We start from the raw sequence: 22,352 nt of genomic DNA on the forward strand, positions 1-22,352 counted from the left end.
GCTCCGGCCGCTACGCCGCGCTCTTCGTGCGCGTCGCTGCGGCGATCTCGCCGAGCAGCGTCTCCGTCTCGTCCCACCCGATGCACGCGTCGGTGATCGACACGCCGTAGCGGAGATCGGTGCCGGCGACCCAGTCCTGCCGGCCGGGCTCGAGATTGCTCTCGACCAGCAGGCCCATCACGGCGCCGTTGCTCGTGCCGAGATGCGCGAGCACCTCGCGGCAGACGATCGGCTGGCGCGTGTAGTCCTTGCTCGAGTTGCCGTGCGAGCAGTCGATCATGACCGGTCGCGCGAGCCCCTCGCCCGCCACCATCTCGGCCGCGCGCGCGACGTCGGCCGCGCTGTAGTTCGGGCCGCCGCCGCCGCCGCGCAACACGACGTGGCGGTCGGGGTTGCCGCCCGTCTTGATCATCGCGGTGGCGCCGTCGGCGCCGATGCCGAGGAAGGTGTGCGGGTGGCGCGCCGAGATCATCGCGTGGAGCGCCACCTGCAAGCCGCCGTCGGTCGAGTTCTTGAAGCCGATCGGCATCGAGAGGCCGCTCGCCATCTCGCGGTGGGTCTGACTCTCGATGGTGCGGGCGCCGATCGAAGCCCAGCTGAGGAGATCCGAGATGTACTGCGGCGTGATGGGATCGAGGACCTCGCCGCCGCACGGCAGCCCGAGCTCGTTGATCTCGAGGAGGGTCTTGCGGGCGAGCTGCAGGCCGGTCGCGATGTCGCACGAGCCGTCGAGGTGCGGGTCGTTGATGAGGCCCTTCCAGCCGATCGTCGTGCGCGGCTTCTCGAAGTAGGTGCGCATGACGACGATCAGGCGGTCGCGGGTGGCCCTCGCGACCTCGAGCAGCCGGTGCGCGTAGTCGTGCGCCGCGTCGGGGTCGTGGATGGAGCAGGGGCCCACGACGACCACCAGGCGGTCGCGATCGCGTCCGTGCAGGACGTCGCGAATCGCGCGCCGGGTCTCCAGCACGAGGTCCGCGGCGCGCTTCGTGAGCGGCTGCGCCGCCTTCACGGCGCGCGGCGAGATGAGCGGCATGATGTCCTCCACGTTCCGGTCTTCGATTTTCTCGATCACGACGTGCTCCTTTGTCTTCCCCGGCTCGTGGTCCCCAAAAAACGAAGGCCCCGAGATCGCTCCCGGGGCCTTCGGATTCTGCGGAATGGTCTCTCGTCTAGCCGTTCACGCAGCCGCCTGCCCCGAGGTCGGGCCAAGTAAAGTACGCAAAATAGGCGGCGGCGAACGTCGACATGTGAAGGCTCCCTATACCGGCGGCGGGGGCCAGGTCAAAGGCGCCGGCGCTCAGACCACGTCGGCCGCGGCGAAGAACTCCATCCGACGTGCCGTACGGCGCGGGGTTACGGCGCGATGACGCGGCTTCGGATCACGTCGCGCACCTTCACGTCGGACACGATGCGGACCTGACCGGACTCGCGCGTGGCTGCGAGTACTCGAATGCTGTCGCGGCCCCGAGGTTTGCCGTAAGACGGGACGATGTGGGGCGGAGGAGGGCCGGGACGCGCGGATGCCGAGCGCGCCGGGCTCGTCTTCGCGGGGCTCTGCGCCGTGAACGGCGCGTTCGTGCCGGCCGTCGCCCGGCTGACGAGCGTCCAGGTCGATCCGCTCCTCGTCGCGACCGTGTCGAGCCTTTTCGCCGGCGCCTTCGCGCTCGCCGTGCTCGGGGCGCGCGGCGAGCTCGGCGTGCTGTTCGCGCCTGGCAAGGCGCCGCGGTTCGCGCTGGTCGGCTTGCTCGGCACGGCGCTCGCGTTCGTCCTCTTCTACGCGGGGGCGCGGCGGACGAGCGCGATCGAGGCGGCGCTCGGCTTGCAAGTCGAGCCGATCTATTCGCTCTTCGGCGCCTGGCTCGGGCTCGGTCATCGGCCGACGCTGCGGCGCGTGCTCGCGCTCGGCGTCCTGCTCGCGGGCCTCGCGCTCGCCCTCGGCGCGCACGAGCTGTCCACCTCGAGCGGCGTCTGGCTGATCCTCCTGACGCCGCTCTGCTGGCAGCTCTCGCACCTCGTCGTGCTGCGCGGGCTCCGGGGCGTCGACGGCGTGACGCCGTCGGTGCTGACGGGGGCGCGCTACGTGTACGGGGGAGCGATCCTCACGGTCGCCTGGCTCGCGTTCGGCCGCGGCGACGACGCGCTCGCGGCGCTCGGTCCGAGCCTGGCGCTCCTCGCGTTCCAGGGGATCGTGCTCTCCTATCTCGGCACGATCGTCTGGTACGCCGCCATCGTCCGCCTCGACCTCGCGCGCACGACCGCGATCGTCGTGCCGTCGATTCCGGTGTTGTCGCTCGCGGCGTCGTTCGCCCTGCTCGGCGAGGTCCCGACGCTGCGGCAGGCGCTCGGCATGGCGCTCACGGCGGCCGGCGTGCTCGCCTTCGTCACCGCGCCGCACGCGGAGCCGGCGCGGCGCCGCGTCCCGACGCTGACGCTGCGCGCGCACTGATGGTCCGCCGCGCGCTCCGGCGTTCTTACTCCACCCGCTCGAGCGGCAGCACCAGCCGCGACGGACCCGGCAGCCCCGCCGACGAGTTCAAGGCGGCGGCGCGCGTCTGCGGCGTGCAGAAGACCGCGACGTAGGTCGGGCGCGTCGGGTCGCAGCGGCCCGTCGCGGTGATCGTCTCGCCGAAGCACGGACGCTCGGCGAGACGGCACTCGCCGCTCCCCGGCGCGACGGCGTCGCAGTCCTCGCGGCCGGTGCCGGGACGACAGTCGCGATACGGCGCGGTGCTGCACGCGCCGTCGACGGGCCCTTCGGGGCAGCGTCCGTCGGCGGCGCAGCGGTCACCGACGCAGGGGTTCGCCTGCACCTGGGCGGGACAGAAGCAGCGGGGCGCGTCCTTGCCGGTGCTCACCTTGCAGACGAGCGTCGCGGCGAGCGCGGCCGTGCCGGTCGTGAGGGGGGCGAGGTCGATCGTGAGGTCGCCGGCGCTCTTGGCCGACGCGGGCTCGCAATCGTTCGAGGTCGCGCCGAAGTCGGAGCTCGCGCCTTGCGCGTCGCACGGCTGGCCGTCGGCCCGCCCGCCCTGGCACCGCCCGTCGCGCTTGCCGTCGTTCGGCATCCCGTCGCCGCGGCAGGCGGGGCAGGGGCGGGCAACCTCGTCGCCCGTGTAGATGGCGGAGGCGAGATGGAGCAGGAGCTCGCCGCATCCGGTCTGCGGATCGACGCTGCCGCCCACGCCCGTCCGCAGGCGATTCACCACGCACGCCGGGACGCCGCCCGACGAGAGCGGGATCGGCGCGCCGAAGGAGTCGCCGCGCCTGCCGCCGACGGCGGCGCAGCGCGGCCCGCCGGCGCCGCAGTCGAGCGCGAACGCGAGGCGTTGCTCGCTCGGCCACGGCTCGTCGTGCGCGATGCCGGTCCAGCCGAGGTCGGCGCGCGCCTCCGGGCGGATGCGATAGGCGACCGGCACGGGTCCCGGAGCGGCCGCGCCGGCCCCCGGCGCCGCTGCTGCCCCGGCCCTCGGTGTCGCCGCCGCGCCGGCCGCCGGGGTCCCGGCCGGATGCGGTTCCGCCCCGCGCCCCTCGTGCGCCCGCCCCGGCGTCGCGGCGACGCTCGCGAGCAGGAGCGCCGCGAAGGCGGCGCGACAACGACACCGCATCAGATGAACTCGAAGCGGCCGGCCGCGACCAGGCGTTCGGCGAGCCGGGTCTTGGTGTCGATCGTGCGGAGCGGGATGAACGGGGTGAAGGCGCGGACCGTCTCCAGGTGCCGCTCCAGCTCCTCGCCCTCGAGCTCGTTGCAGAGGAGGCGCGCGGCGTGCGCGGCGACGCGCTGGTTCGCCGACGCGACGAACACGTAGGTCATGGCGAGCTCGGCGGTCGCGTCGGCGTCGGGTCGGATCCGCATCTGCTCGAGAACGCGCGCCGTCACGCTCTCCATCGCGTAGACGTCGATGATCATGTCGGCGAGGAGCATCAGGTGCTGCTGTTTCGCCGCGAGGTCGGCGAGGCCGCGCTGCATGATGACCTGCACCGAGTAGGCGACCACGCGCTTCGCCATCTCGCAGGCCTGCGCCTCCTGGCCGAGAGGGCCCAGTGTACAGAGCGGCCGCCGCCCGACGTCGTCGATCTCCTCCTGCACCTTCTGGAGGAACCCGAGATACGGCAGGCCGCCCTTGGCGACGCGCTTCATCAGCGTCGCCGGGATGATGAGACGGTTGATCTCGTTCGTGCCCTCGAAGATGCGGTTGATGCGCGCGTCGCGATAGTGGCGCTCGATCGGGTACTCGTCGATGAAGCCGTAGCCGCCGAGCGTCTGGAGCGCCTCGTCAGCGACGAAGTCGAGACACTCGGTGCCGAAGACTTTGATGATGGAGCACTCGATCGAGTATTCGTCGAGCACGTCGACGACCTGGCGCTGGTAGTCGGACGCGCTCTCGTCGAGGGCGCGCGTCGCGTCGTCCATCAGACCGGCGGTGCGGTACGACATCGCGTCGGCGACGAAGATGCGGGTCGCCATGTCGGCGAGCTTCTGCTGAATGGCGCCGAAGGACGCGATCGGCTTCCCGAACTGCGTGCGCTCGGAGGCGTAGCGGATCGCGCCGTCGAGGCACTCGCGCGCCGCGCCGGCGGCGCCGCAGCCGAGCTTGAAGCGCCCGACGTTCAGGATGTTGAAGGCGATCTTGTGGCCGCGGCCGATCTCGCCGAGGAGGTTCGCGGCCGGAACCCGCGCGTCTTCGAGGATGAGCTGGCGCGTCGACGAGCCCTTGATGCCGAGCTTCTGCTCCTCGGGGCCCGTCGAGAGGCCGGGGGTCGCGCGCTCGACCAGGAACGCGGTGAACTTGTCGCCGTCGATCTTCGCGAAGACGGTGAAGAGATCGGCGAAGCCGGCGTTGGTGATGAACTGCTTCACGCCGTTCAGGACGTAGTGGGAGCCGTCGGGGGTGAGCACGGCGGTCGTGCGGGCGCCGGTCGCGTCGCTGCCCGACCCGGGCTCGGTGAGCGCGTAGGCGGCGAGCATCTCGCCGGTCGCGAGCTTCGGGAGGTAGCGCGCTTTCTGCTCGCCGGTGCCGTAGTAGACGAGCGGCAGGGTCCCGATACCGGTGTGGGCGCCCCAGGAGACGCTGAACGATGCGCACTTCGCGGCGCGCTCGGAGACCAGCATCGACGTCGCCTTGTCGAGCCCGAGCCCGCCGTCGCGCTCGGGGATGTCGATCATGAGGAGGCCGAGCTCGCCGGCGCGCTTCAAGAGCCGGGGCATGAGCCCTTCTTCCTTGCGCTCGATCGCGTCGAGCCGCGGCAGGATCTCCTTGGTGACGAACTCCTCGGCGGTCTCCGCGTAGGCGAGCTGCTCCTCGGTGAACTCGCCCGTGATGAAGATGTCGCGGCTGCCGATCGGCTCGATCAGAAAGGCGCCGCCGCGGGGGTTGCCGGGGAGGCGGACGACCTCCGGGGACGGACTCTCGCTCGTGGGTTCCATCGCTGCCTCCGGTCGCCGTTCAGGCGCGGCTCAGACGTTCGATCTCCTTCCACTCCGCGGCCGCGACCGGCATCGCCGAGAGCCGCGGCAGGCGCACCAACGGAAAGTCCTTCAACGACGGACGCTGCTTCAGCTCGGCGAGCGTCACGGGGCGCGCCAGGCGCTCCACGGGCGCGAGGTCGACGACCGCGGCCTTCGCGTCCTTCTGCTTCGGGTCGGGATAGCCGTCCGAGAGCGCCTTCGCGATCCCGATCACCGCCTTCTCGTCGCCCGTGTGGTAGATCAGTACCTGGTCGCCGCGCTTCACCGCCGCGATGTGCTTGCGTGCGACGGGGTTCTTCACGCCGTCCCAGACGGTCTTCCGATCGCGCTCCAGCTGGCCGTACGCGTACGCGCTCGGTTCGGTCTTGAAGAGCCAGATGCTCGCCACTTGGGGCACCTCCCGTGGCTGCCTAAACACGCGCGACGTGGACCGTCAATTCGCGCGCCTGTCAGATTTCGGCAGTTGTACCTATTGGTGCATCAGATTAGTGTCACATCATGGGCACCAAACGACGGACCGTGGTGAATGCCGAGCCCCGCCAGATCGAGCGGGCGATGCGGCTCGTGAAGCAGGGGCGGTATCGGACCTTGTCGGAGTTCGTCCGCGAGGCGGTCGACGAAAAGCTCGCAAGGATCGACGACGCGCTGCTCGAGGACGAGGTGGCGCGATATTGCGCCGCCGGCCACGCCGACGAGGACGTCGATCTCGTGGTGGGCCAGCGCTTCGACGAGGGCGAGCATTCCCGTCGGCGCCCGCCGGCAAGGAAAGCTCCGCGTGCGGCGCGGTGACGTGTGGTGGGGAGCGCCGCCGCTCCCCGGTGGATCGCGCAAGCGGCGGCCCTTTCTCGTCGTCTCGCTCGACGCGTTCAACCGCAACGAGCTCTACCCCAAGGTGATGGTCGTCCATCTGACGACGACCCAGCGCTCGGGTGATCCGTTCCAGTGGGAGGTCGAGGTGCCGCGCGGCGTCGCCGGGTTGCAAGCGGCGAGCACGGTGAAGTGCAACGAGGTCTACACCCTGCGGAAGGCGCACCTCGAGACGCCGGTGGGCACGTTGCCGCGGTCGTACCTCGAGCGTGTCGATCGCGCGCTCGGCGTGGCGCTCGGCATCGGCGCGCCGCGCTGAGGCGACGTCGCCGACGAACTTCAGGATCGCGCGCGCCGGGCGACCGCCGCCGACTGCGACCCCCGCGTCAACTCGCGAAGCGCCCCTGCGCGCGGAACGCGTCCATGATCGGCCCGTAGTCGGCCGGCTGCCGGTCGTACTCCAGGCGTCCCGCCGCGCGCCCGATCCACGGCTGCGCGCTGCGCGTCCAGATATCGGCGACGGGCTCGAGCCAGCTCGTGTCGTCGAGCGTGCCGCCGCGGATGCTCAACACACCGTTCGACGGCCGCGCCCCGTGCCCGATGCGGCTCCCGCACGCGCCGCAGAAGGAGCCCCAGCGCGTGTTGCCGGCCTCGGACGTCCACTCGACGACCCGGGGCTCGCCCGCGACCACGCGGAACGCCGCCTCGAGGACGGTGATCGGCGTCGAGAATGCGCCGCCGCCGATCTTCTGGCAGTTCGTGCAGTGGCAGTTGTAGACCATGAGCGGCGCCATCGTGATCTCGTAGCGCAGCGCCCCGCATTGACACCCGCCGGTGAGCGGTAGTGCGACCATCGTGCCGACCTCCCCCGGTGTCGGTAGCGCATCGGCCGAGCGCACGCGAGGCGCGCGGCCCCCGCGACTACAGGAGCTCGCGGACCTTCTGGTAGCCGTGGCGCAGCTCGTCGACGGCGAGCTGCAGCGCGGCCCCGACCTCCACCGCCGCCTTGCCGGCCTCTTCGCCGATGACGCCGAGCTTCGCCCGGACGTGCTCCCACTCGTGCTCCAGGCGCTCGAACTCGTCCCGGGCGTCGGCCTTGGCGAGGTGCATACGGACACGGATCTCGTCGCGCTGCTGTTTCAGATCCTCGACGATCGCACCGAGATCGAAGCGCTTCTCCGTCATGATCGTCACCTCCCTTCGTCAAGAAGAGGTGGTGCAAGCGGCTCGCCAACGCGACGCGTCGCGGAATCGCGACGTTGCGCCGCGCACCGCTCCGGCCTTTCCCGATCGCGGGAAATGCCCGCCATCCGTTTCCGCCCCGCTGCGAACGACCCGGGATCGGCTCTTCAGGGCGTCAGGGCGCCGAGCTCTTGGCCGCGGGGAGTCTGGCCGATCAGCAGTTGATCGACGCGGCAAGCGTGATGCGCGGCGACGCAGCTCGCGACGCCGGCGATCGAGTCGGCGGGCGTATCGAGCGCGGCGCACTCCGCGCTCCGCGCGTCGAAGCCGACGCCGTTCGCAGCCGCGAGATCCGCCAGGGCAGGACAGCTCTTCGTGAGCGCGGCGTGCAGCTTCGCCGCGGCCCCGGTGATCTTGACGGCGAGCTTCGCGCACTTCGCCTCCGCCTTCGCGCGACAGGCGGCATCGTTCCCCTTCGGCTGCACGCACTGGAAGACGCCGTCGGCGCACTTCTGCCCGGCCTTGAGGCGGGTCGCGCCGTAGGCGGCGGCGGCCTTGGCGAGCGCCTTCTGGCACTTGAGGACGGGTTTTGCGTCGCCGGCCGCGCCGCCGGGGCCGACCGCCGGGAGGCACGGCGTTTCGAGCGACGCGTCGCGGCCGGTCGCGACGAGGAGCGCGCGCGCGCGCGGGATCTCCGTGCCGACGAGCGCTTCGGCGCGGCACGCGTGGTGCGCGACGAGACAGGTCGCGACGCCGTCCGCGTCCGCGAGCGACGCGCCGAAGGCGGCGCAGCGGGCGTCCTCGCTCGCGAATCCGAGCCCGGCCGCCGCACCGAGGTCGGCGGCCGCGAGCGGCGGATCGCCGCAGCTCTTCGCGACGGCGGCCCGGACCTTGGTGATCGCCGCCTGGCGCGCGCGCTCGGCCTTGGCGCAGGCGGCGCCCGCTTTCGCGAGACACGCCGGATCGCCGCCGGCCTGCACGCACGCGAATGCCTTCTGGAGGCACGCCGACAGGGCCTTCACGCGCTTGGTCGCGAAATCCGTTCCGAGCTTGCCGAGCTTCTTCTGGCACTTGAAAGCCGTCTTCGCGGCGTCGCCGGCGAGCCCGGCGCCCGCGCCGTCCGCGTACGACGGACAGTCGGGGTCGGTGCGGTCGACGGCGCCGTCGAAGTCGTTGTCGAGGCAGTCGTCGCAGCGATCGGGCGCTTCGGGCGCCGGGGTGCGGGTCGCGAGTGGCGTCGGCGTACCGGCGGCCGTCGTGGTGGCGCTCGGCGTCGCGCCGCCGCCGGACGTGGCCGTCGGCGTCGGTCCGGGTGCCGGATCATCGGTCGCGAAGAGCTCGAGGAGGTCGGCGCTCTCCTGGTCGGCGAGGTAGACGATCGTCTGACCGTCGGGCGTGAAGACCGCGCCGCGGGCGACGTCGCCGTTCGGGGCGAGATTCGGATGGACCTTCTGGGGACCGCCGCTCGCGAGGCCCGTACTGAAGAGCTCGTTCACGCCGTCGGTGTCCTGGTCGGCGAGGTAGATGACGGTGACGCCGTCGGGACTGACGGTGAACCCCGCGGGATCGACGTCGCCGCTCGCGGGCATCGGGTTCTTGCTGAGCCTCACGGCCGTGCCGCCGTTCTCGGGGATGCTGTAGAGCTCGATGACTCCCGCCGCGTCGAGCTCGGCGGCGAAGACGACGCGGGCGCTCGCGGCATCGAACGCGAAGTGGTCCCAGGCGCCGAGGCCCGCGAGCACGGGTGGCGTGAGCTCCGTGTCGTCGCCCCCCGCGAGGCTCACGGTGAAGAGCCGATACTTGCCGCCGCCGAACGCGCGATAGGCGAAGGACTGTCCGTTCGGGCTCATCGCGTAGTCCGAGACGACGACGTTCTGGCCGACGCCGCTCACCGGCTGCTCGCTCGTGCTGCCGTCCACGGGCACGCGGTAGAGGCGGAAGGCGGGGTAGGTGCCGGCGGTGAAGACGGCGTAGGTTCCATCGGGCGTCAGGCGGAAGTCGGGGAAGTAGATCGCGAGCGGGCCGGCGAGCTTGGTCGGCGCGGCCTGGGCGATGGGCGTCGCCCAGAGCTCGTATTGCTGCGGATTCATCGCGTTCGGACGCGAGAAGAAGAGGACCGTCGTGCCGTCCGGCGTGATCGCAGGAGCTTGGGGGCTGTTCTCGCCGGGCAGGACGATCGCGGGCTGGTTCGTGAGCTCGAGCGGCGCCTGTGAGCCGTCGATCGGCACGCTGTAGATCTGCCGCCCGCCGCCCATGCCGTCGTCGAACGTGAAGACGACGCGCGCCGCGTCCGGCGAGATGCGATAGCGCGGCAGGAAGGAGCCCGTCCCCGTCCCGAGCTCGACCGGCGTGCCGCCGGTCGTCGGCACGCTGTAGATCTCGTCCGTCGGCGCCACCTCGAAGACCACCCGCGACGCGTCGCTCGCCACCCGGAACGTGTCGACGTCGTTCGGCGCCGGCGCGGTGTTGAGCTTGAGCGGCGCGGCGGAGCCGTCGATCGGGACCCGGAAGAGGTCCATGCGGAATTGCTGGGCGTCCTTGTCGGAGAGGAAGACGACGCCGGCGCCGTCGGGGGTGATGCTCCACGAATCGACCGAGCGCTGCGCTCCCGAGACCGGGATGTCGACGAGGGTGGTCGCGCCGCCGCCCGCGACCGGGACCGCAACGAGCCGCAGCACGTAGCCCGATCCCGAGTCGGCGAGGGCGTAGACGGCGGTCTGTCCGTTCGGCGTGAGCGCGAACGCGTCGATCGCGTAGTCCATCGGCAGGGCGGCGTTGAGCTTGACCGCGGCGGCGTCACCGCCGCCCGCGACGACGAGGGCGAGCGCGAGGACCAGGCCGGACGCGACGGAGCGCGCGCGGCGGGCAGGGGAATGCGGCGTGGAGCAGGTCGTGGGGAGCATGGCGCCCTATCGTCGCTTCCGGGCGCGCGACGCGTCAAGGGCCTTGGTCATCCGTTGTTCCGAGCGACGCCGGCGGCGCGGCGCACTCGGCGCCGTGGCGGGCGCTATGGCGCCGCGAGCATGAAATCGCCGCCGGCCGCCACCCGGACGGCGCGCCCGACGGCTTCCTCGCGCATGAGCGCGTCGAGGAGAGCCGGGGCGGAGCTCCGCACCACCGTGCGCGCGCCGTCCGGCAGGTCGCAGATCGCGATCGCGTGCGACGGCGCGCCGCCCGCGAAGACGACCGTATAGCCGGCGACCGTCGCCGTGCCGACGTAGTCGTCACGGAGCGGCACCGGCGGGTCGGCGGCGGCGACCTCCTCGGTCACGTCCGCGGAGCGCCAGCCGTGCGGTCCCGGAGCGCTCGCCAGCACCATGCACGCCTGCTTGCTGAAGATGCCGCTCAGGTTCGAGACGATGCCGACGCGCGCTCGGCCGGCGTCGCGCGACCCGCCGGACGCCCCGTTGCCGCGCAGCACCTCCACCATGCGGCCGACGCCTTCGAGGGTCGCGTTGTTGAAGGGACCGCCGGCGAACGCCATCGATCCCGTGACCGTCCACGGGCAACCCTCGGGGATCGGCAGATCGAGCGCGAACGACTGGATCGCCGCCGGAAAGCAGCTGTAGAGCTCGGCGTCGGTGACGTCGGCGCGGCGGACGCCGGCGAGCGCGAGGGCACGCTCGCCGGTCACGACGCTGCCGTGATGACTCTCGAGCCGGCGCATCTGCGCGAGCGGCACGACGTGCTTCGAGAGCGCGGCGCCGCGCGGGAAGACCCAGCGGCGCGGATCGAGACCGAGCATGCGGGCGCGCCCGACGGAGCACACGATGATCGCGACCGCCTGGTTGACGTTCCACTGGCTCGCGTGCGCCTTGGTGTAAGGGAACGCCAGCATCGGATTGCGCGGCGAGGGGTCGCGGATCGCGGCCGCCGGGAGCGCGTCGCGTTTCCACGCGTGCGGGTTCTCGGCCGCGATCGCGCTGAACCCGCTGTAGAGGGCGGCGAGCTCGTCGCGATGGCGCTCGACGTCGAGCCCGCGCGCGTGGCGGAGCGCCGACTCGATGATGGCGAAGAACTCGACCGGCGAGGTGAGGCCGCGGCGCGACTCGAGGTCGGAGCACCACATGTCCTGCGACGTCTGGTGCACGTCGGGCGGCGGCAGGTCGTCGGTCGCCGTTTCGCTCACCGGCTCCCCGGTGATGGTGCTGCGCAGGCGCCGATATTTGGCCTCGCCAGCGGCGACGACGCCGACCTCGCGCTCGCCGGCGGCGATCGCGTCGCAGAGGTCGGTCACGAGCTGGAGCTGGAGCACGCCGAGGCCGGCGAGGATCGTGGTCGCCTTCGGGCAGCCGAGCCCGTCGGCGACGAGCTTCGCGGGGTTGCGGTACTCCCACATGCCCTGCGGCACCGCGATCGACTCGAGCGCTCCGACGAGCGCCTCCGCGCCGGCGTCGGCGGCGGCCCGCCGCACCGCTTCCACCATCAGCACGTAGGGCTCGGCGCTTGCCTTCGGGTCCTCGAGCTTCTCCTGGCGGAACCCGACCCCGACGATCACCGGCGTCCGCGGGTCGAGCCCGTCGATCGCGGCCACCGTCACTCTCCCGTGTAGGTCGGCGTCCGCTTCTCGGCGAAGGCGCGCATGCCTTCCTTCGCGTCGCGCGTGCCGAAGATCGGGCTGCCGTGCTCGAGCTCCTTCGCGAGCGCGTCGACTTCCGACCAGCTCTCGTCGATCTCACGCAGCATGCGCATGAGGGCGCGGATCGAGAGCGGCGCGTTCGCCGCCACCTGCTCGGCGACCCGCATCGCCTCGGCGAGCGCCTGGCCCTTCGGCACCAGCCGGCCGACGAGCCCGAACGCGAGCGCCTCGCGGGCGGTCACGTGGCGCCCGGTGAGGAGGATCTCGGCCGCGAGCGTGTACGGGATCTGCCGGCGCAGGCGCACGCTCGAGCCGCCGAGCGGGAAGAGCCCGCGGCGCGCCTCGGTGACGCCGAAGGTCGCGTCCTCCGCCGCCACCCGGATGTCGGTGCCCTGCAGGATCTCGGTGCCGCCCGCGACCGCGAAGCCCTCGACGGCGGCGACGATCGGCTTCGTCGGGCGGTTGTGGCGGAGCAGCGCCTGCCAGTGGATGTCGGGCACCTCCGACATGAGCTGCATGAAGTCGTCGTCGACCTCGCCCGCGCCCATCGCCTTGAGGTCCGCGCCGGCGCAGAAGACGTCGCCCTTGCCGGTCAGCACCGCGACGCGCAGCTCGGGATCGTCGTCGAGGCGGCGCCATGCCCGGTACATGCCGGCGAGCATGCCGGGGCTGAGGGCGTTCTTCGCTTCGGGGCGGTTCAAGGTGATCACGAGCACGTGGGCGTGACGTTCGACGAGGCAATGGTCGGTGTTCATGGGGTCATCCTTCGGGAGCGGTTCGATCGCTCGGGCGCCGGCCCGGCGTGTTCGATGGCGAGCCCGTCTACCACGAACAGGGGGTATGCCGCCCAATCGATCGCCGCCACCTACCAGATCCTACGCACGCCGTAGCGCGTGAACACGGGATCGCGCGTGACGATCGCGATGTCCTCCTCGAGGGCCTGGGCAGCGAGCAGGCGATCGAACGGATCGCGGTGGTGGAAGGGAAGCCTGGCGACACGGGCGACGTGAGCGAGCTCGATCGCGAGCGCGTGGAACCCGCCCCCCACGAGATGTCGCTCGACAAAAACATCGACGGAATCCGGGAGATCGAGCTTCTCGAGACTGAGCTTGATCGCCATCTCCCAGAGACTTCCGAGACTGAAGAGACAATCGTTGCCCGGATCCGCGACGGCCGTCTTGGCGCGCCGCGAAAGTGCTGGATCGTCCTCGGCCCACCACAGGAGGACGTGGGTATCGAGGAGAAGTCTCACTTCACATAGTCCTTGAAGTCCTCGGGCGTTGCGTCGAAGTCCGGCGCCATGCGGATCGTGCCCCGCGCCGATCCGGGCTTTCGCGGCGTGCGCTGCTCGAGGGGAACGAGCCGCAAGATGGGACGGTTGTCCTTGGCGATGACGACCTCCCCGCCTGCGAGGGCCCGCCGGACGAGCTCGGAAAACCGAGCCTTCGCCTCGGCGACGTTGACCTGGGTCGGGAGCTTCCGAGCCATCTTGGTCATCTTATCTGGTCAATCGGAGAGGGACAAGGCAGGCCGGGCGCTCACGTGCCTTTGCGTCGGCGACGCGGGAGCGACGCTTGCAAGCGGTCGCGTTCCGTCGCACACCGCTCGACCATGGCCGATCCTTTGATCCCGAGCTCCCGCGTCGAGTGCGGCGCCGTGCTCACTTCCCAACATCGCGACGGGGTGCTCCGCCTCGCGCGCGCCTTCGAGGCCGGAGGCTTCGACTCGGTCTGGGCGGGCGACCACGTCTCCTTCTACGTGCCGATCCTCGAGTCGTTGACGCTGCTGTCGTTCGTCGCCGGCGCGACCGAGCGCGTGAAGATCGGCAGCAGCGTGTATCTCCTGCCGCTCCGTCACCCGACGACGACCGCGAAGGCCGTCTCGACCCTCGACGTGCTCTCGGGCGGGCGCCTGCTTTTCGGGGTCGGCGTCGGCGGCGAGTTCCCGCCCGAGTTCGAGGCGAGCGGTGTTCCGGTGAGGGAACGCGGCAGCCGCACCGACGAGGCGATCGGCCTCCTGCGCCGCCTCTGGTCCGAGGACGGCGTCGCGCATCACGGGCGGCATTTCGAGTTCGGCCCCATCTCGATGGATCCGAAGCCCGTCCGACCGGGCGGCCCGCCGATCGTCGTCGGCGGCCGCAAGGCGCCGGCGCTCCGCCGAGCCGGCCGGCTCGGCGACGGCTACATCTCCCACATGTGCTCCGCCGAGCAGTACGCCGGGAACATGACCGCGATCCGCCGCCACGCGGAGGAGGCGGGCCGCCGTGACGTTCCGTTCGAGACCGCCGCGTTCCTCTTCACGATCCTCGACGACGACTACGAGCGCGCGCTCGACGGCGCCGCCAATCTCCTCCAGATGATCTACAACCGGCCCTTCCGCGACGCTGCGAAGAAGTACTGCCTCCTCGGCCGCCCCGAGGACTGCCTCGAGCAGCTACAGCGCTTCGCCGACGCCGGCTGCCGCCACTTCGTGCTCTCGCCGCTCATGGACCCCGACGAGTTCGCAGCGCGCGCGGGCGGGAAGCTGGTTGCGGCGATCAAGGGGATCGTACCGAAGCAAGCGTCGTGACCGTGCGGGAGGGGTGACGCTCACGGTGCGACCGCGCGTGCGCCCGCGAGCGGCGCACGCGCCAGCACCTCTTCGTCGCTCGTCACGAGGGGAAGGTTCTCCCGCGCGGCGACCCACACGTACACCGCGTCTGCCGCCCTCAGCCTGGTCGTCGCGGCGACGGTCGCGGTGGTGCGAGCCGCACGCGGGCCGAGCGTGACCAACCGACGCGACGGCAGGTGCTCCGCGAAGAACGCGAGGATCCGTTCGGGTGGGATGCCCCGACGGACGAGCGCCGACGTCACCTCCACGTCGAAGAGGACCGGCACGACGATGTCGTCCCGGCCCTCGAACAGCCGAGCGCACCGGCGGAGCGCGGCGGCGTGCCCGGGCTCGGTGGCTCGCAACGCCGCCACCGCGACCGATGCGTCGAGCACGAACGTCAACGCCGTCCTCGCCGGAGATCTTCGACGGCGGATACCCCGGGCTCGAACGCGCTGAATTCGTCGACGAACGTTCGGATGCTCCGGCGGACGGTCGCGGGGCGACCCCGACGACGTTTCGGGGCGGGAGGAAACGCCACGTCGACGGGCACGATGGCCGCGGCCGGCTTGCCGTGACGCAAGATCAAGATGCGCCTTCCGCGGTGCTCGGCATCGTCGACGATCGCCGAGAGACGGGCCTTGGCGTCCGCCAGCGAGGTTTTCCGCATGTGACCAATATGACCATACTGCTGCCGGACGAGCAACGCGCTCCTGGACCTTCGTCGAGCATGTGACGAGCCGTTCCATGCGCGGCGGCGACGCAAAGTTGACGCTCGGCGCCGGGGGCGGCGCTCCCGGTTCGCGATGCCATCGATTCGTCAGCGACTTACCGGTCGCGGGGATCGAGTCCCGTGGCATCCGCTTTGCTCCGTGCGATCAGCGGAGGGCACTCCCATGGGACTCGCGGGCTTCATCCGCAAGCAGTTCATCGACGTCATCGACTGGACGGAGGAGGGCGACGACGTCCTCGCCTGGCGCTTCCCGACCGCCGACCTCGAGATCCAGCAAGGCGCCGCGCTGATCGTCCGCGACACCCAGGTGGCGGTCTTCGTCGACGAGGGCCGCATCGCCGACCGCTTCGAGGCGGGGCGGTACGTGCTCCGCACCAGGAACCTGCCCGTCCTCACGAACCTCCGGCACTGGGCGAAGATGTTCGAGTCACCGTTCAAGAGCGAGGTCTACTTCTTCTCGACGCGCCGGCGCGTCGGGCAGTCGTTCGGGACGCCGCAGCCGCTGACGGTGCGCGACCGCGAGCTCGGCGCGGTGCAGGTGCGGGCCTTCGGCGTCTACAGCTTCCGCATCGTCGACGCCGGGCTCTTCCACCAGCAGATCTCCGGGACGCGGGACGTCTATCGGGTCGCCGACCTCGAGGGGCAGCTGCGCGCGATGCTGGTGAGCGCGCTCGCGGCCGAGCTCGGCACCGGCGCGGTGCCGTTTCTCGACCTCGCGGCGAACCAGCCCGCGCTCGCGGCCGCGGTCGCGGCGCGCACGAGCGCCGACTGCGCTCCGCTCGGCCTCGCGATCGCCGACGTGCGGCTCGAGAGCCTGACGCTCCCCGACGAGCTGCAGAAGCGGCTCGAGGAGCGCATCGGCATGACGATGGTCGGCGGCGACCTCGGCCGCTACACGCAGTTCCAGACGGCGCGCTCGATCCCGCTCGCGGCGGCGAGCGAGGGCGGCGCCGCCGGTGCCGGGGTCGGCGTCGGGGCGGGCGTCGCGATGGGGCAGGCGATGGCGCAGACGATCGGCGCGGCGGGCGCCGCGGGCGGCGCGGCGCCACCGTCGGGCGCGGGCGGGCCGAGCGCACCGCGCGCTCCGCAGCCCGGTCCCGCCCCCGCGGCGGCGGCGACGACGTGTCCCTACTGCTACACGCCGCTCACGCAGCCGGGCCGCTTCTGCTCGGCGTGCGGCGGCGAGCTGAGCTGACGCGTTGGGCGACGTTCGTTCGCTCACCTGTCCCGGCTGCAGCCGGCCGACGACGCCGCAGGCGCTCCAGGGGAAGTACGGGCAGCCGCTCGGGCTCGACCTCTGCTTTCCGTGCAGCATCGTCTGGTTCGACGGCTTCGAGAGCCTGCTGCTCGCGCCGGGGGCGATCCTCACCCTCTTCACGTCGATCCACGAGCATCGCGCCGAGCAGCAGCCGCGGCCGCTCGCACGGCCGGCGTGCCCGCGCTGCCGGGTGGCGCTCGTCGAGACCCACGACCGCCAGCGCCACGTCGCCTTCCGCTACTGGCGCTGTCCCGCCGAGCACGGGCGCCTCACGACGTTCGTCGAGTTCCTGCGCGAGAAGGACTTCGTCCGTCCGCTGGCACCCGCCGAGCTCGCCGACCTGAAGCAGCGCATCCGCACGATCCGCTGCGACGGCTGCGGCGCCGGGATCGATCTCGAGCGCGGCTCGGTCTGCGACTACTGCCGCTCGCCGGTCTCGACCCTCGACCCCGCGCACGTGGAGCGGGTGCTCCGCGAGCTCAGCGCCGCCGAGGAGAAGCGCGGCACGGTTGATCCGGCGCTGCCGGCGCGCCTCGCGATGGACCGCCTGCGGGTCGACGACTTCTTCCGCCGCGTCGAACGCGAGTCCGGGCGCGACGTCGAGCTCGGCGCCGCGATCGGGCTCGTCGGCGCCGGCATCGGCGCGGTCTTGGGGATGCTCGCGGGCTCGACCGACTGAGCTCCGCTCCCTCCTCGGGTCCTCGCGCGCGTCTCGCGTCCGCCAGGGCGCTTGCGCCGGTCGCGACGCGCGTGTCAGGCTCGGCGTCGTTCCACCGCGCCGCCGCCAGGAGGATCCCATGTCGTCGAAGTGCCGAGTCGTCCGTGCCGTCGTCGCGACGGCGATCGTCGCCTGTGCCGCGTCGTCCGCCGACGCGCTCACGTGGACCTGCGAGGCCATTGCCCGCAAGGGCCTCGCCGATCCTGCCGGGGCCGCGCTCAGCGGCAAGTTCGGCAAGAAGCGCCACGGCGGCCCCGCGATCAACGGTGGGGGCGACGTGGTGTTCTTCGCGACGCCCAAGGGCGGTCCGCGCCGTCTCTATCTCTACCCGAACGGCGGCGCGCCGAGCGTGCTCGCTGAGGCCGGTGGCGCGGCGCCGGGCGGCGGCGCCTACGAGCAGTTCCGCCAACCCTCGATCAACGACGCCGGCGACGTCGCGTTCCTGGCGACGCTCGGGGCGGGCGCCGGGATCTTCGTCGATCCGGCCGCGGGCGCGGCGCTCGCGGCCGCCCGCACCGGCGACGCGGCGCCGGGCGGCGGCACCTACGCGAGCTTCGACGGCCTCGCGCGCATCAACGCCGCCGGCGACGTCGCGTTCCTCGCGCGGGTCGACGGCGGCCCGAGCGGCATCTTCCTCTGGGACGGGGGCAGCATGACGGTCGCGTCGATCGCGCGCGTCGGTGACGCCACGCTCGACGGGCGCGAGATCTGCTCCTTCCTCGCGCCGGCGGTCGGGCTCGGCGCGACGACGACGGCCTTCCAGGTCGGCACCAAGGTGTCGTGCGCCGACGCGCTCGAGACGGAGCTGGTCGGCGTCTATCGCGCCACCGGCCTCGGCATCGACCGCGTCGCGCTCGCGGGCGACGCGACCCCGGTCGCCGGCACCACCTACGCCGGCTTCCTCGGCGATCCCGATCTGAACGCCTCGGATCAGGTCCTCGTCCGCGCGGCGATCACCGGGTCGGCGAGCGGCACGGGGCTCTTCCTCTACGATCCGGTCGGTCCGGCGACGACCGCGCTCGCGCGCACGCGCGACGCGGCCCCGACCGGCGGCACGCTCCGCACGATCACCGAGCCGAACCTCACGGACGGCGCGCGCGCGGGCTTCCGCGCCAACGTCGCGCCGGATCCTGATCACGAGGGCGTCTTCCTCTACGACGGCGTCGACGAGGCGGTGGTCACGCGTCTGAGCGCGGTGCCCGTCGGCATGTATTTGCCCGGCTCGCGCTACCAGAAGATCTTCGAGGAGATCGGCGTGTCGCGGAGCGGCGCCTGGGTGACGTACAGCGCGAACGTGAAGCAGCCGCCCGGAAGCGGCGGTACGAAGGCCGGCCTCTTCCGCTGCGGGGGCGCCTGAGCGTCCGCGCGCCCGCGCGCGGCGCCATAGGCCCTGCGCGCTCGGGAGTTGCGGCTGGCCTCGTGATGCCGCTCGGCGTCATCGACGCGCAGAAATTTCCTTGACCCAGACCGTACGGTCAGACTATGCCCAACCGTATCCCGCGATTTCAGGAGAAGGTGTGCCGTACCTCGTGACGCACGCGGGCGTTTCGACGGAGTCAGCACCAACCCCCCGCTGAAGGCGGGAATTCCCAAGGAGAGAGAAGCCATGAACAGTGTGAAGCAGCTTGCCTTGATCGCGATGGCGCTCGCCATGCCGGTGGCGCCGGCCCTGGCCGGGACGAAGTACGCGACCAACCTCGTTACGAACTCGGCCGTCGCCCCGGCCGCCAACCCCACCCTGTCGCCGAAGAGCCAGCTGAAGCTTAGCGACAAGGGTGATCTCTCGGTTGCGCTCGCCGGTGTGACCGACTCGATGGGCGCGCCGTTGACGACCTCCACGGTCTTCAACGACAGCCTCAAGGACGCCGCGCCCGGCGCGATCCTCGACGGGAGCGAATACGTCGTCATCATCAGGCTCTACCTTCCGGCGATCGCTGGACCTCCGCTCCTCATCCCCGGGGTGGAGGTTCCGGTTCCCGTCGATCTCAAGGGGGGCAAGGGCAAGACCAAGATGAGCCTGGCGGGTCTCCTGACCCTGCTGCCGCCCGGCTTTGGACGAAGCATCGAGATCACCGGTGCCGAGGTCTGGGGTCAACTCGGTGGAGCGCCCGAGGCGGGCACTTGCATGACCGTCGTCAACAACACGGTCCCCGCGACCATCGGATTCGGCGATCCGTCCTGTCGAGGCCTTGGATCGCAGATCGGCATGTCCGGGCTCGCGATTCCCTGAAGCGTTGATTCGCAGCCGAATCTGATCCTGACGCGGCGTCGCCTCCTTCGCGAGGCGACGCCGCCGCTTTTTCGTTTCGCTCCCGCGGCAGGACGCTCGCGCGCGGCGTTCAGCGCAGGAGCGCCGCGAGCGACGGATCGCTCGCGATGAAGCCGCGGCAGGCGCCGTCGCCGTCGCGCGCGAGCGCGGCGCGCGCCATCGCGGCCGCTTCGGCGCGGTCCCCTGACAGGATCGCGGCGCGCGCGAGTCCGGTGTACGGGCCGCACGCCTGAGGCTGGAGCGCGCGCATGCGCTCGAGGTGCGGACGCGCTTGCGCCGCGGCGCCGCGGGCGAGCAGCCGATTCGCTTCGTGTCCGTTCCCGACGAAGACGAGCGTGAAGAGATCCCGCGACGTCGGCCAGCGCGCGAGCGCCGCTTCGAGCATCGGGAGGCGCGGCCCGACCGCGTTCGTCTGCGTCGCCGCGGCACCGATCAGGACCGCGAGCGCTTCGGAGGGCGCGTCGGTCCAGAGCGGCTCGGCCAAGGCGAGCGCGAGGTTGGGGTGCCCGGTGTTGAAGAGGAAGGCCGGAAGATTCATCACCGGATACCCGAAGGTCTTGCCGCCGAGCCACGTCGGCAGCGCCGGCTGCTCGACCGCGCGGGTCGCGAGCTCCGCGACCCGTGCCGGGAGGTCGAGCGGCGCCGCGGCGGGCGCGGCCGTGAAGGCCACCCCCCCGTGGTCGAGGTAGACGAGCTTCCAGCGCGGGTCGGCGGCCAGCACCGGGAGGAGCGACTGCGCCGACGGTGAGGCGAGATCCCACACGACGGTCTCGAAGGGCCAGCGCGCGGCGATGGCGTCGAGACTCGGTGACGCACCGCCTACTTGCTGCATGTACGTTTCGAAGAACTCGAGCGGGTACATCGACGTGTTGCCCGCGATGAAAACGCGCCGCGCGGGATGGACGCGATAGAGGAGGTAGCCGCCGACGTCGAATCCGTTGAGGAGCGGTCCGGGAAGGTCGTTGCGGAGGAGGAAATCGGCCGCGCCGACCGGAAAGCGATCGGCGTCGACGCCCCACCCCGTCCGTGTCGGAGCGCGGACGAAGCCGTTCAGCCGGTCGCTCACTCGGAGCCACACCACGAGGGCCGCGGTTGCGACGAGCGCGGCGCGAGTGAGCGCCCGCCCGCGCGCACGCTCCGAGAGCGCTTCCTCGATCGCGGTCCATGCCGGGGCGACCATGAGCAGGCCGGCGGGAGCCACGAGCGGCAGGTTCCGCACCGCGGGTGCTGCCAGCACGGTGAACCCGGCGAAGACGAGCGGGGCGAAGAGGCGGCGCTCTGCGAGCGCCGGCAGGACCTCGACGCTCGCCATGACCCAGAGGGCCATCGTCGCGCGATAGGGAAGCGCGTCGGCCATGCCGGTGGGGGGCCAGGCGAGCCACGGCAGCGCGGCGAGCGCGGCGGCGGCCTGGCGCGGCGTCGCCGAGCTGCCGCGGCCTCCGGCTGCATGGCGGACGGCGAGCGCGAGCGCGATGGCGTACGGCACGGCGAACACCACCCACTGCAAGGTCGATGCGCCCGTGAAGAGCCGCCCGATAGGCTCGAGCTCCTGGATGCCGCCGTGATACGTCGCGCTCCGCATCAGTGTCAGCTGCAGCACCGGCCCTGCGAGCGCCCACCAGCCTTGCGGGTGAACGAGGCAGGCGGCGAGCGCGGCCGCGACGACGAGCGTGCGCTCGCCCGCCGTCGGCATGCCGGGCGCACGGAGCTTCCGGTCGCCGAGCGCGGTCGCGACCGCCGCCGCGACGAGCACGAGGATCCCGTTCACGAAGTAGCCGTGCACGTTGATCCAGACGACGAAGAGCGCCGCCGTGAGCGCGAGGAGGCGCCGGAAGGGGACGGGCCGCGCGACCATCGCGATCGTGAGCGCGAGGAGCGCGTGGCTCACCGTGTCGGGTCGCGGCTCCAGGCGGAACGCGCAAACCAGCAGCGCCACCACGACCCCGAAGACGCCGACCGCGCGTGACGCTCCCCAGGCGCGCTGCATGTCGTACCACGCCGCTGCGACCGCGACGCAGAGTGCGATCTGGTAGAGCATCACGCCGTCGATGCCGCCGAGCCGCTCGACGAGCGCCACTACGACGCAGGCGAGCCACTTGTCTTCGACGTACGGGTAGTCGGGGTAGGCTTCGATGAAGTTCGAGACCCCGAGCGAGCGCGGGTTTGCGAGGATCTCGCGCCCGACGGCGATGTGCTGGAAGAGGTCGGGATCCATGAGGTGGTGGATCCCGAAGGCGGCGCCGACGAGCGCGACGGCCGTCCATGCGGCCGCACGAGTCGCGACCAGCGGCCGCGGGGTGGCCGCGACGGGCGGCGTCGTGTGACGAGGCGCCGTGCGCTGAGGCGTTGCGGCCGCGGCGCGACGACGGCTCACGTGTTGTCGGCCGCCGTGTCGCTGCCAGCGCTTGGCGCGCCGCCGCCCGCACCGCCCCAGCGCCAGTCGCGGATCTCCGGCATGTCCTCGCCGAAGCGCGCGATGTACTGCTTGTGCGCGAAGAGTTTGTCGCGGATCGCCTGCTTCGCGTAGGCGGCGCGCGTTGCGAGTTCGGGGACGCGGTCGATGACGTCCCCGACGAGGTGGAAGCGGTCGAGGTCGTTCAGCACGACCATGTCGAAGGGTGTCGTCGTCGTGCCTTCCTCCTTGTAGCCGCGCACGTGCAGGTTCTCGTGGCCGTGGCGGCGGTAGGTCAAGCGGTGGATCAGCCACGGGTAGCCGTGGAAGGCGAAGATCACCGGCTTGTCGGTCGTGAAGA

General features: G+C 71.7%; 23 protein-coding genes. 8 read left to right on the top strand and 15 right to left on the bottom strand.

The annotated features are described in order from the left end of the window. Window positions 1-10: 10 nt before the first annotated feature. Window positions 11-1,072 (bottom strand): 3-deoxy-7-phosphoheptulonate synthase, encoded by a 1,062-nt coding sequence (locus tag IT293_15000; GenBank protein ID MCC6765964.1) that lies wholly within the window; start codon window positions 1,070-1,072, stop codon window positions 11-13. A 417-nt stretch (window positions 1,073-1,489) separates the two neighbouring features. On the opposite strand from IT293_15000, the gene IT293_15005 reads away from it, so the two are divergent. Further along, window positions 1,490-2,446, top strand: coding sequence for a DMT family transporter (locus tag IT293_15005; GenBank protein MCC6765965.1), 957 nt, complete (start codon window positions 1,490-1,492; stop codon window positions 2,444-2,446). Window positions 2,447-2,471: 25 nt separating this feature from the next. On the opposite strand, the gene IT293_15010 is transcribed toward IT293_15005, so the two are convergent. From IT293_15010 to IT293_15020, 3 genes are read right to left on the bottom strand one after another with little or no spacing between them, the layout of a single operon-like run. Continuing rightward, complete coding sequence (locus tag IT293_15010; protein MCC6765966.1) at window positions 2,472-3,602, bottom strand: hypothetical protein; 1,131 nt, start codon at window positions 3,600-3,602, stop codon at window positions 2,472-2,474. Beyond that, a complete protein-coding gene (locus tag IT293_15015) occupies window positions 3,602-5,422 on the bottom strand; it encodes an acyl-CoA dehydrogenase family protein (protein MCC6765967.1) in 1,821 nt (606 codons plus the stop codon). Before IT293_15015 ends, IT293_15010 begins: the two co-directional genes overlap by 1 nt. Before the next feature lie 19 nt (window positions 5,423-5,441). Then, window positions 5,442-5,852 (bottom strand): EVE domain-containing protein, encoded by a 411-nt coding sequence (locus IT293_15020; GenBank protein MCC6765968.1) that lies wholly within the window; start codon window positions 5,850-5,852, stop codon window positions 5,442-5,444. A gap of 110 nt (window positions 5,853-5,962) precedes the next feature. Between IT293_15020 and IT293_15025 the strand changes: the two genes are divergently transcribed. Together IT293_15025 and IT293_15030 are read left to right on the top strand one after the other, a co-directional pair. Next, window positions 5,963-6,253 (top strand): hypothetical protein, encoded by a 291-nt coding sequence (locus IT293_15025; protein ID MCC6765969.1) that lies wholly within the window; start codon window positions 5,963-5,965, stop codon window positions 6,251-6,253. After that, window positions 6,240-6,590, top strand: a complete 351-nt coding sequence (locus tag IT293_15030) for a type II toxin-antitoxin system PemK/MazF family toxin (GenBank protein ID MCC6765970.1) — start codon at window positions 6,240-6,242, stop codon at window positions 6,588-6,590. The genes IT293_15025 and IT293_15030 overlap by 14 nt, the downstream gene beginning before the upstream one ends. A 67-nt stretch (window positions 6,591-6,657) precedes the next feature. On the opposite strand, the gene IT293_15035 is transcribed toward IT293_15030, so the two are convergent. The 7 genes from IT293_15035 to IT293_15065 all read right to left on the bottom strand — a co-directional run bounded on the left by IT293_15035 (window position 6,658) and on the right by IT293_15065 (window position 13,520). Further along, the gene (locus tag IT293_15035; protein ID MCC6765971.1) at window positions 6,658-7,125 is read right to left on the bottom strand and encodes a GFA family protein; all 468 of its coding nucleotides are present in this window, start codon (window positions 7,123-7,125) and stop codon (window positions 6,658-6,660) included. Window positions 7,126-7,192: 67 nt separating this feature from the next. Further along, window positions 7,193-7,456 carry a hypothetical protein gene (locus IT293_15040; GenBank protein MCC6765972.1) on the bottom strand — a complete coding sequence of 88 codons (264 nt, stop codon included), beginning with the start codon at window positions 7,454-7,456 and terminating at the stop codon, window positions 7,193-7,195. Window positions 7,457-7,620: 164 nt separating this feature from the next. Beyond that, complete coding sequence (locus IT293_15045) at window positions 7,621-10,356, bottom strand: hypothetical protein (GenBank protein ID MCC6765973.1); 2,736 nt, start codon at window positions 10,354-10,356, stop codon at window positions 7,621-7,623. Between the two features lie 104 nt (window positions 10,357-10,460). After that, window positions 10,461-11,987 (bottom strand): hypothetical protein, encoded by a 1,527-nt coding sequence (locus IT293_15050; protein MCC6765974.1) that lies wholly within the window; start codon window positions 11,985-11,987, stop codon window positions 10,461-10,463. A gap of 2 nt (window positions 11,988-11,989) precedes the next feature. After that, on the bottom strand, window positions 11,990-12,787 hold the full coding sequence (locus tag IT293_15055) for a crotonase/enoyl-CoA hydratase family protein (protein ID MCC6765975.1): 798 nt from the start codon (window positions 12,785-12,787) through the stop codon (window positions 11,990-11,992). Between the two features lie 110 nt (window positions 12,788-12,897). Beyond that, window positions 12,898-13,284, bottom strand: a complete 387-nt coding sequence (locus tag IT293_15060) for a type II toxin-antitoxin system VapC family toxin (protein ID MCC6765976.1) — start codon at window positions 13,282-13,284, stop codon at window positions 12,898-12,900. Next, the gene (locus IT293_15065; GenBank protein ID MCC6765977.1) at window positions 13,281-13,520 is read right to left on the bottom strand and encodes a type II toxin-antitoxin system Phd/YefM family antitoxin; all 240 of its coding nucleotides are present in this window, start codon (window positions 13,518-13,520) and stop codon (window positions 13,281-13,283) included. The genes IT293_15060 and IT293_15065 overlap by 4 nt, the downstream gene beginning before the upstream one ends. 168 nt (window positions 13,521-13,688) lie before the next feature. Between IT293_15065 and IT293_15070 the strand changes: the two genes are divergently transcribed. Continuing rightward, on the top strand, window positions 13,689-14,600 hold the full coding sequence (locus tag IT293_15070; GenBank protein ID MCC6765978.1) for an LLM class flavin-dependent oxidoreductase: 912 nt from the start codon (window positions 13,689-13,691) through the stop codon (window positions 14,598-14,600). 20 nt (window positions 14,601-14,620) lie between these two features. Here IT293_15070 and IT293_15075 read toward each other — a convergent pair whose 3' ends face one another. Both IT293_15075 and IT293_15080 read right to left on the bottom strand, forming a co-directional pair. After that, window positions 14,621-15,016, bottom strand: a complete 396-nt coding sequence (locus tag IT293_15075) for a type II toxin-antitoxin system VapC family toxin (protein ID MCC6765979.1) — start codon at window positions 15,014-15,016, stop codon at window positions 14,621-14,623. A gap of 5 nt (window positions 15,017-15,021) precedes the next feature. Next, a complete protein-coding gene (locus IT293_15080; protein ID MCC6765980.1) occupies window positions 15,022-15,291 on the bottom strand; it encodes a type II toxin-antitoxin system Phd/YefM family antitoxin in 270 nt (89 codons plus the stop codon). Between the two features lie 226 nt (window positions 15,292-15,517). Here IT293_15080 and IT293_15085 point away from each other — a divergent pair, with 226 nt between their 5' ends. From IT293_15085 to IT293_15100, 4 genes are all read left to right on the top strand, one after another. After that, window positions 15,518-16,549 carry an SPFH domain-containing protein gene (locus tag IT293_15085; protein MCC6765981.1) on the top strand — a complete coding sequence of 344 codons (1,032 nt, stop codon included), beginning with the start codon at window positions 15,518-15,520 and terminating at the stop codon, window positions 16,547-16,549. Window positions 16,550-16,553: 4 nt separating this feature from the next. Continuing rightward, window positions 16,554-17,291: a hypothetical protein gene (locus IT293_15090; GenBank protein ID MCC6765982.1), complete on the top strand. Its 738-nt coding sequence runs from the start codon at window positions 16,554-16,556 to the stop codon at window positions 17,289-17,291. A gap of 118 nt (window positions 17,292-17,409) precedes the next feature. Continuing rightward, window positions 17,410-18,687, top strand: coding sequence for a hypothetical protein (locus tag IT293_15095; GenBank protein ID MCC6765983.1), 1,278 nt, complete (start codon window positions 17,410-17,412; stop codon window positions 18,685-18,687). 249 nt (window positions 18,688-18,936) lie between these two features. Then, window positions 18,937-19,560, top strand: coding sequence for a hypothetical protein (locus IT293_15100; protein ID MCC6765984.1), 624 nt, complete (start codon window positions 18,937-18,939; stop codon window positions 19,558-19,560). A 109-nt stretch (window positions 19,561-19,669) separates the two neighbouring features. Here the strand turns inward: IT293_15100 and IT293_15105 are convergent, their stop codons facing one another. Both IT293_15105 and IT293_15110 read right to left on the bottom strand, forming a co-directional pair. Continuing rightward, window positions 19,670-21,973 carry a hypothetical protein gene (locus tag IT293_15105; GenBank protein MCC6765985.1) on the bottom strand — a complete coding sequence of 768 codons (2,304 nt, stop codon included), beginning with the start codon at window positions 21,971-21,973 and terminating at the stop codon, window positions 19,670-19,672. Continuing rightward, on the bottom strand, window positions 21,970-22,352 hold a 383-nt coding region (locus IT293_15110), incomplete at its 5' end, for a phosphoketolase (GenBank protein MCC6765986.1). The genes IT293_15105 and IT293_15110, both read right to left, overlap by 4 nt.

This window comes from Deltaproteobacteria bacterium (genome assembly GCA_020848745.1).
In the GTDB taxonomy this organism is placed as follows: domain Bacteria; phylum Desulfobacterota; class Binatia; order UTPRO1; family UTPRO1; genus UTPRO1.

What these genes read in the sequence shown, in the direction of transcription:
- IT293_15085 (MCC6765981.1), top strand. Translation starts at nt 15,518, where the DNA reads ATGGGACTCGCGGGCTTCATCCGCAAGCAGTTCATCGACGTCATCGAC.
- IT293_15045 (MCC6765973.1), bottom strand. Translation starts at nt 10,356, where the DNA reads ATGCTCCCCACGACCTGCTCCACGCCGCATTCCCCTGCCCGCCGCGCG.
- IT293_15065 (MCC6765977.1), bottom strand. Translation starts at nt 13,520, where the DNA reads ATGGCTCGGAAGCTCCCGACCCAGGTCAACGTCGCCGAGGCGAAGGCT.
- IT293_15100 (MCC6765984.1), top strand. Translation starts at nt 18,937, where the DNA reads ATGAACAGTGTGAAGCAGCTTGCCTTGATCGCGATGGCGCTCGCCATG.
- IT293_15055 (MCC6765975.1), bottom strand. Translation starts at nt 12,787, where the DNA reads ATGAACACCGACCATTGCCTCGTCGAACGTCACGCCCACGTGCTCGTG.
- IT293_15080 (MCC6765980.1), bottom strand. Translation starts at nt 15,291, where the DNA reads ATGCGGAAAACCTCGCTGGCGGACGCCAAGGCCCGTCTCTCGGCGATC.
- IT293_15010 (MCC6765966.1), bottom strand. Translation starts at nt 3,602, where the DNA reads ATGCGGTGTCGTTGTCGCGCCGCCTTCGCGGCGCTCCTGCTCGCGAGC.
- IT293_15040 (MCC6765972.1), bottom strand. Translation starts at nt 7,456, where the DNA reads ATGACGGAGAAGCGCTTCGATCTCGGTGCGATCGTCGAGGATCTGAAA.
- IT293_15015 (MCC6765967.1), bottom strand. Translation starts at nt 5,422, where the DNA reads ATGGAACCCACGAGCGAGAGTCCGTCCCCGGAGGTCGTCCGCCTCCCC.
- IT293_15095 (MCC6765983.1), top strand. Translation starts at nt 17,410, where the DNA reads ATGTCGTCGAAGTGCCGAGTCGTCCGTGCCGTCGTCGCGACGGCGATC.
- IT293_15005 (MCC6765965.1), top strand. Translation starts at nt 1,490, where the DNA reads ATGTGGGGCGGAGGAGGGCCGGGACGCGCGGATGCCGAGCGCGCCGGG.
- IT293_15025 (MCC6765969.1), top strand. Translation starts at nt 5,963, where the DNA reads ATGGGCACCAAACGACGGACCGTGGTGAATGCCGAGCCCCGCCAGATC.
- IT293_15035 (MCC6765971.1), bottom strand. Translation starts at nt 7,125, where the DNA reads ATGGTCGCACTACCGCTCACCGGCGGGTGTCAATGCGGGGCGCTGCGC.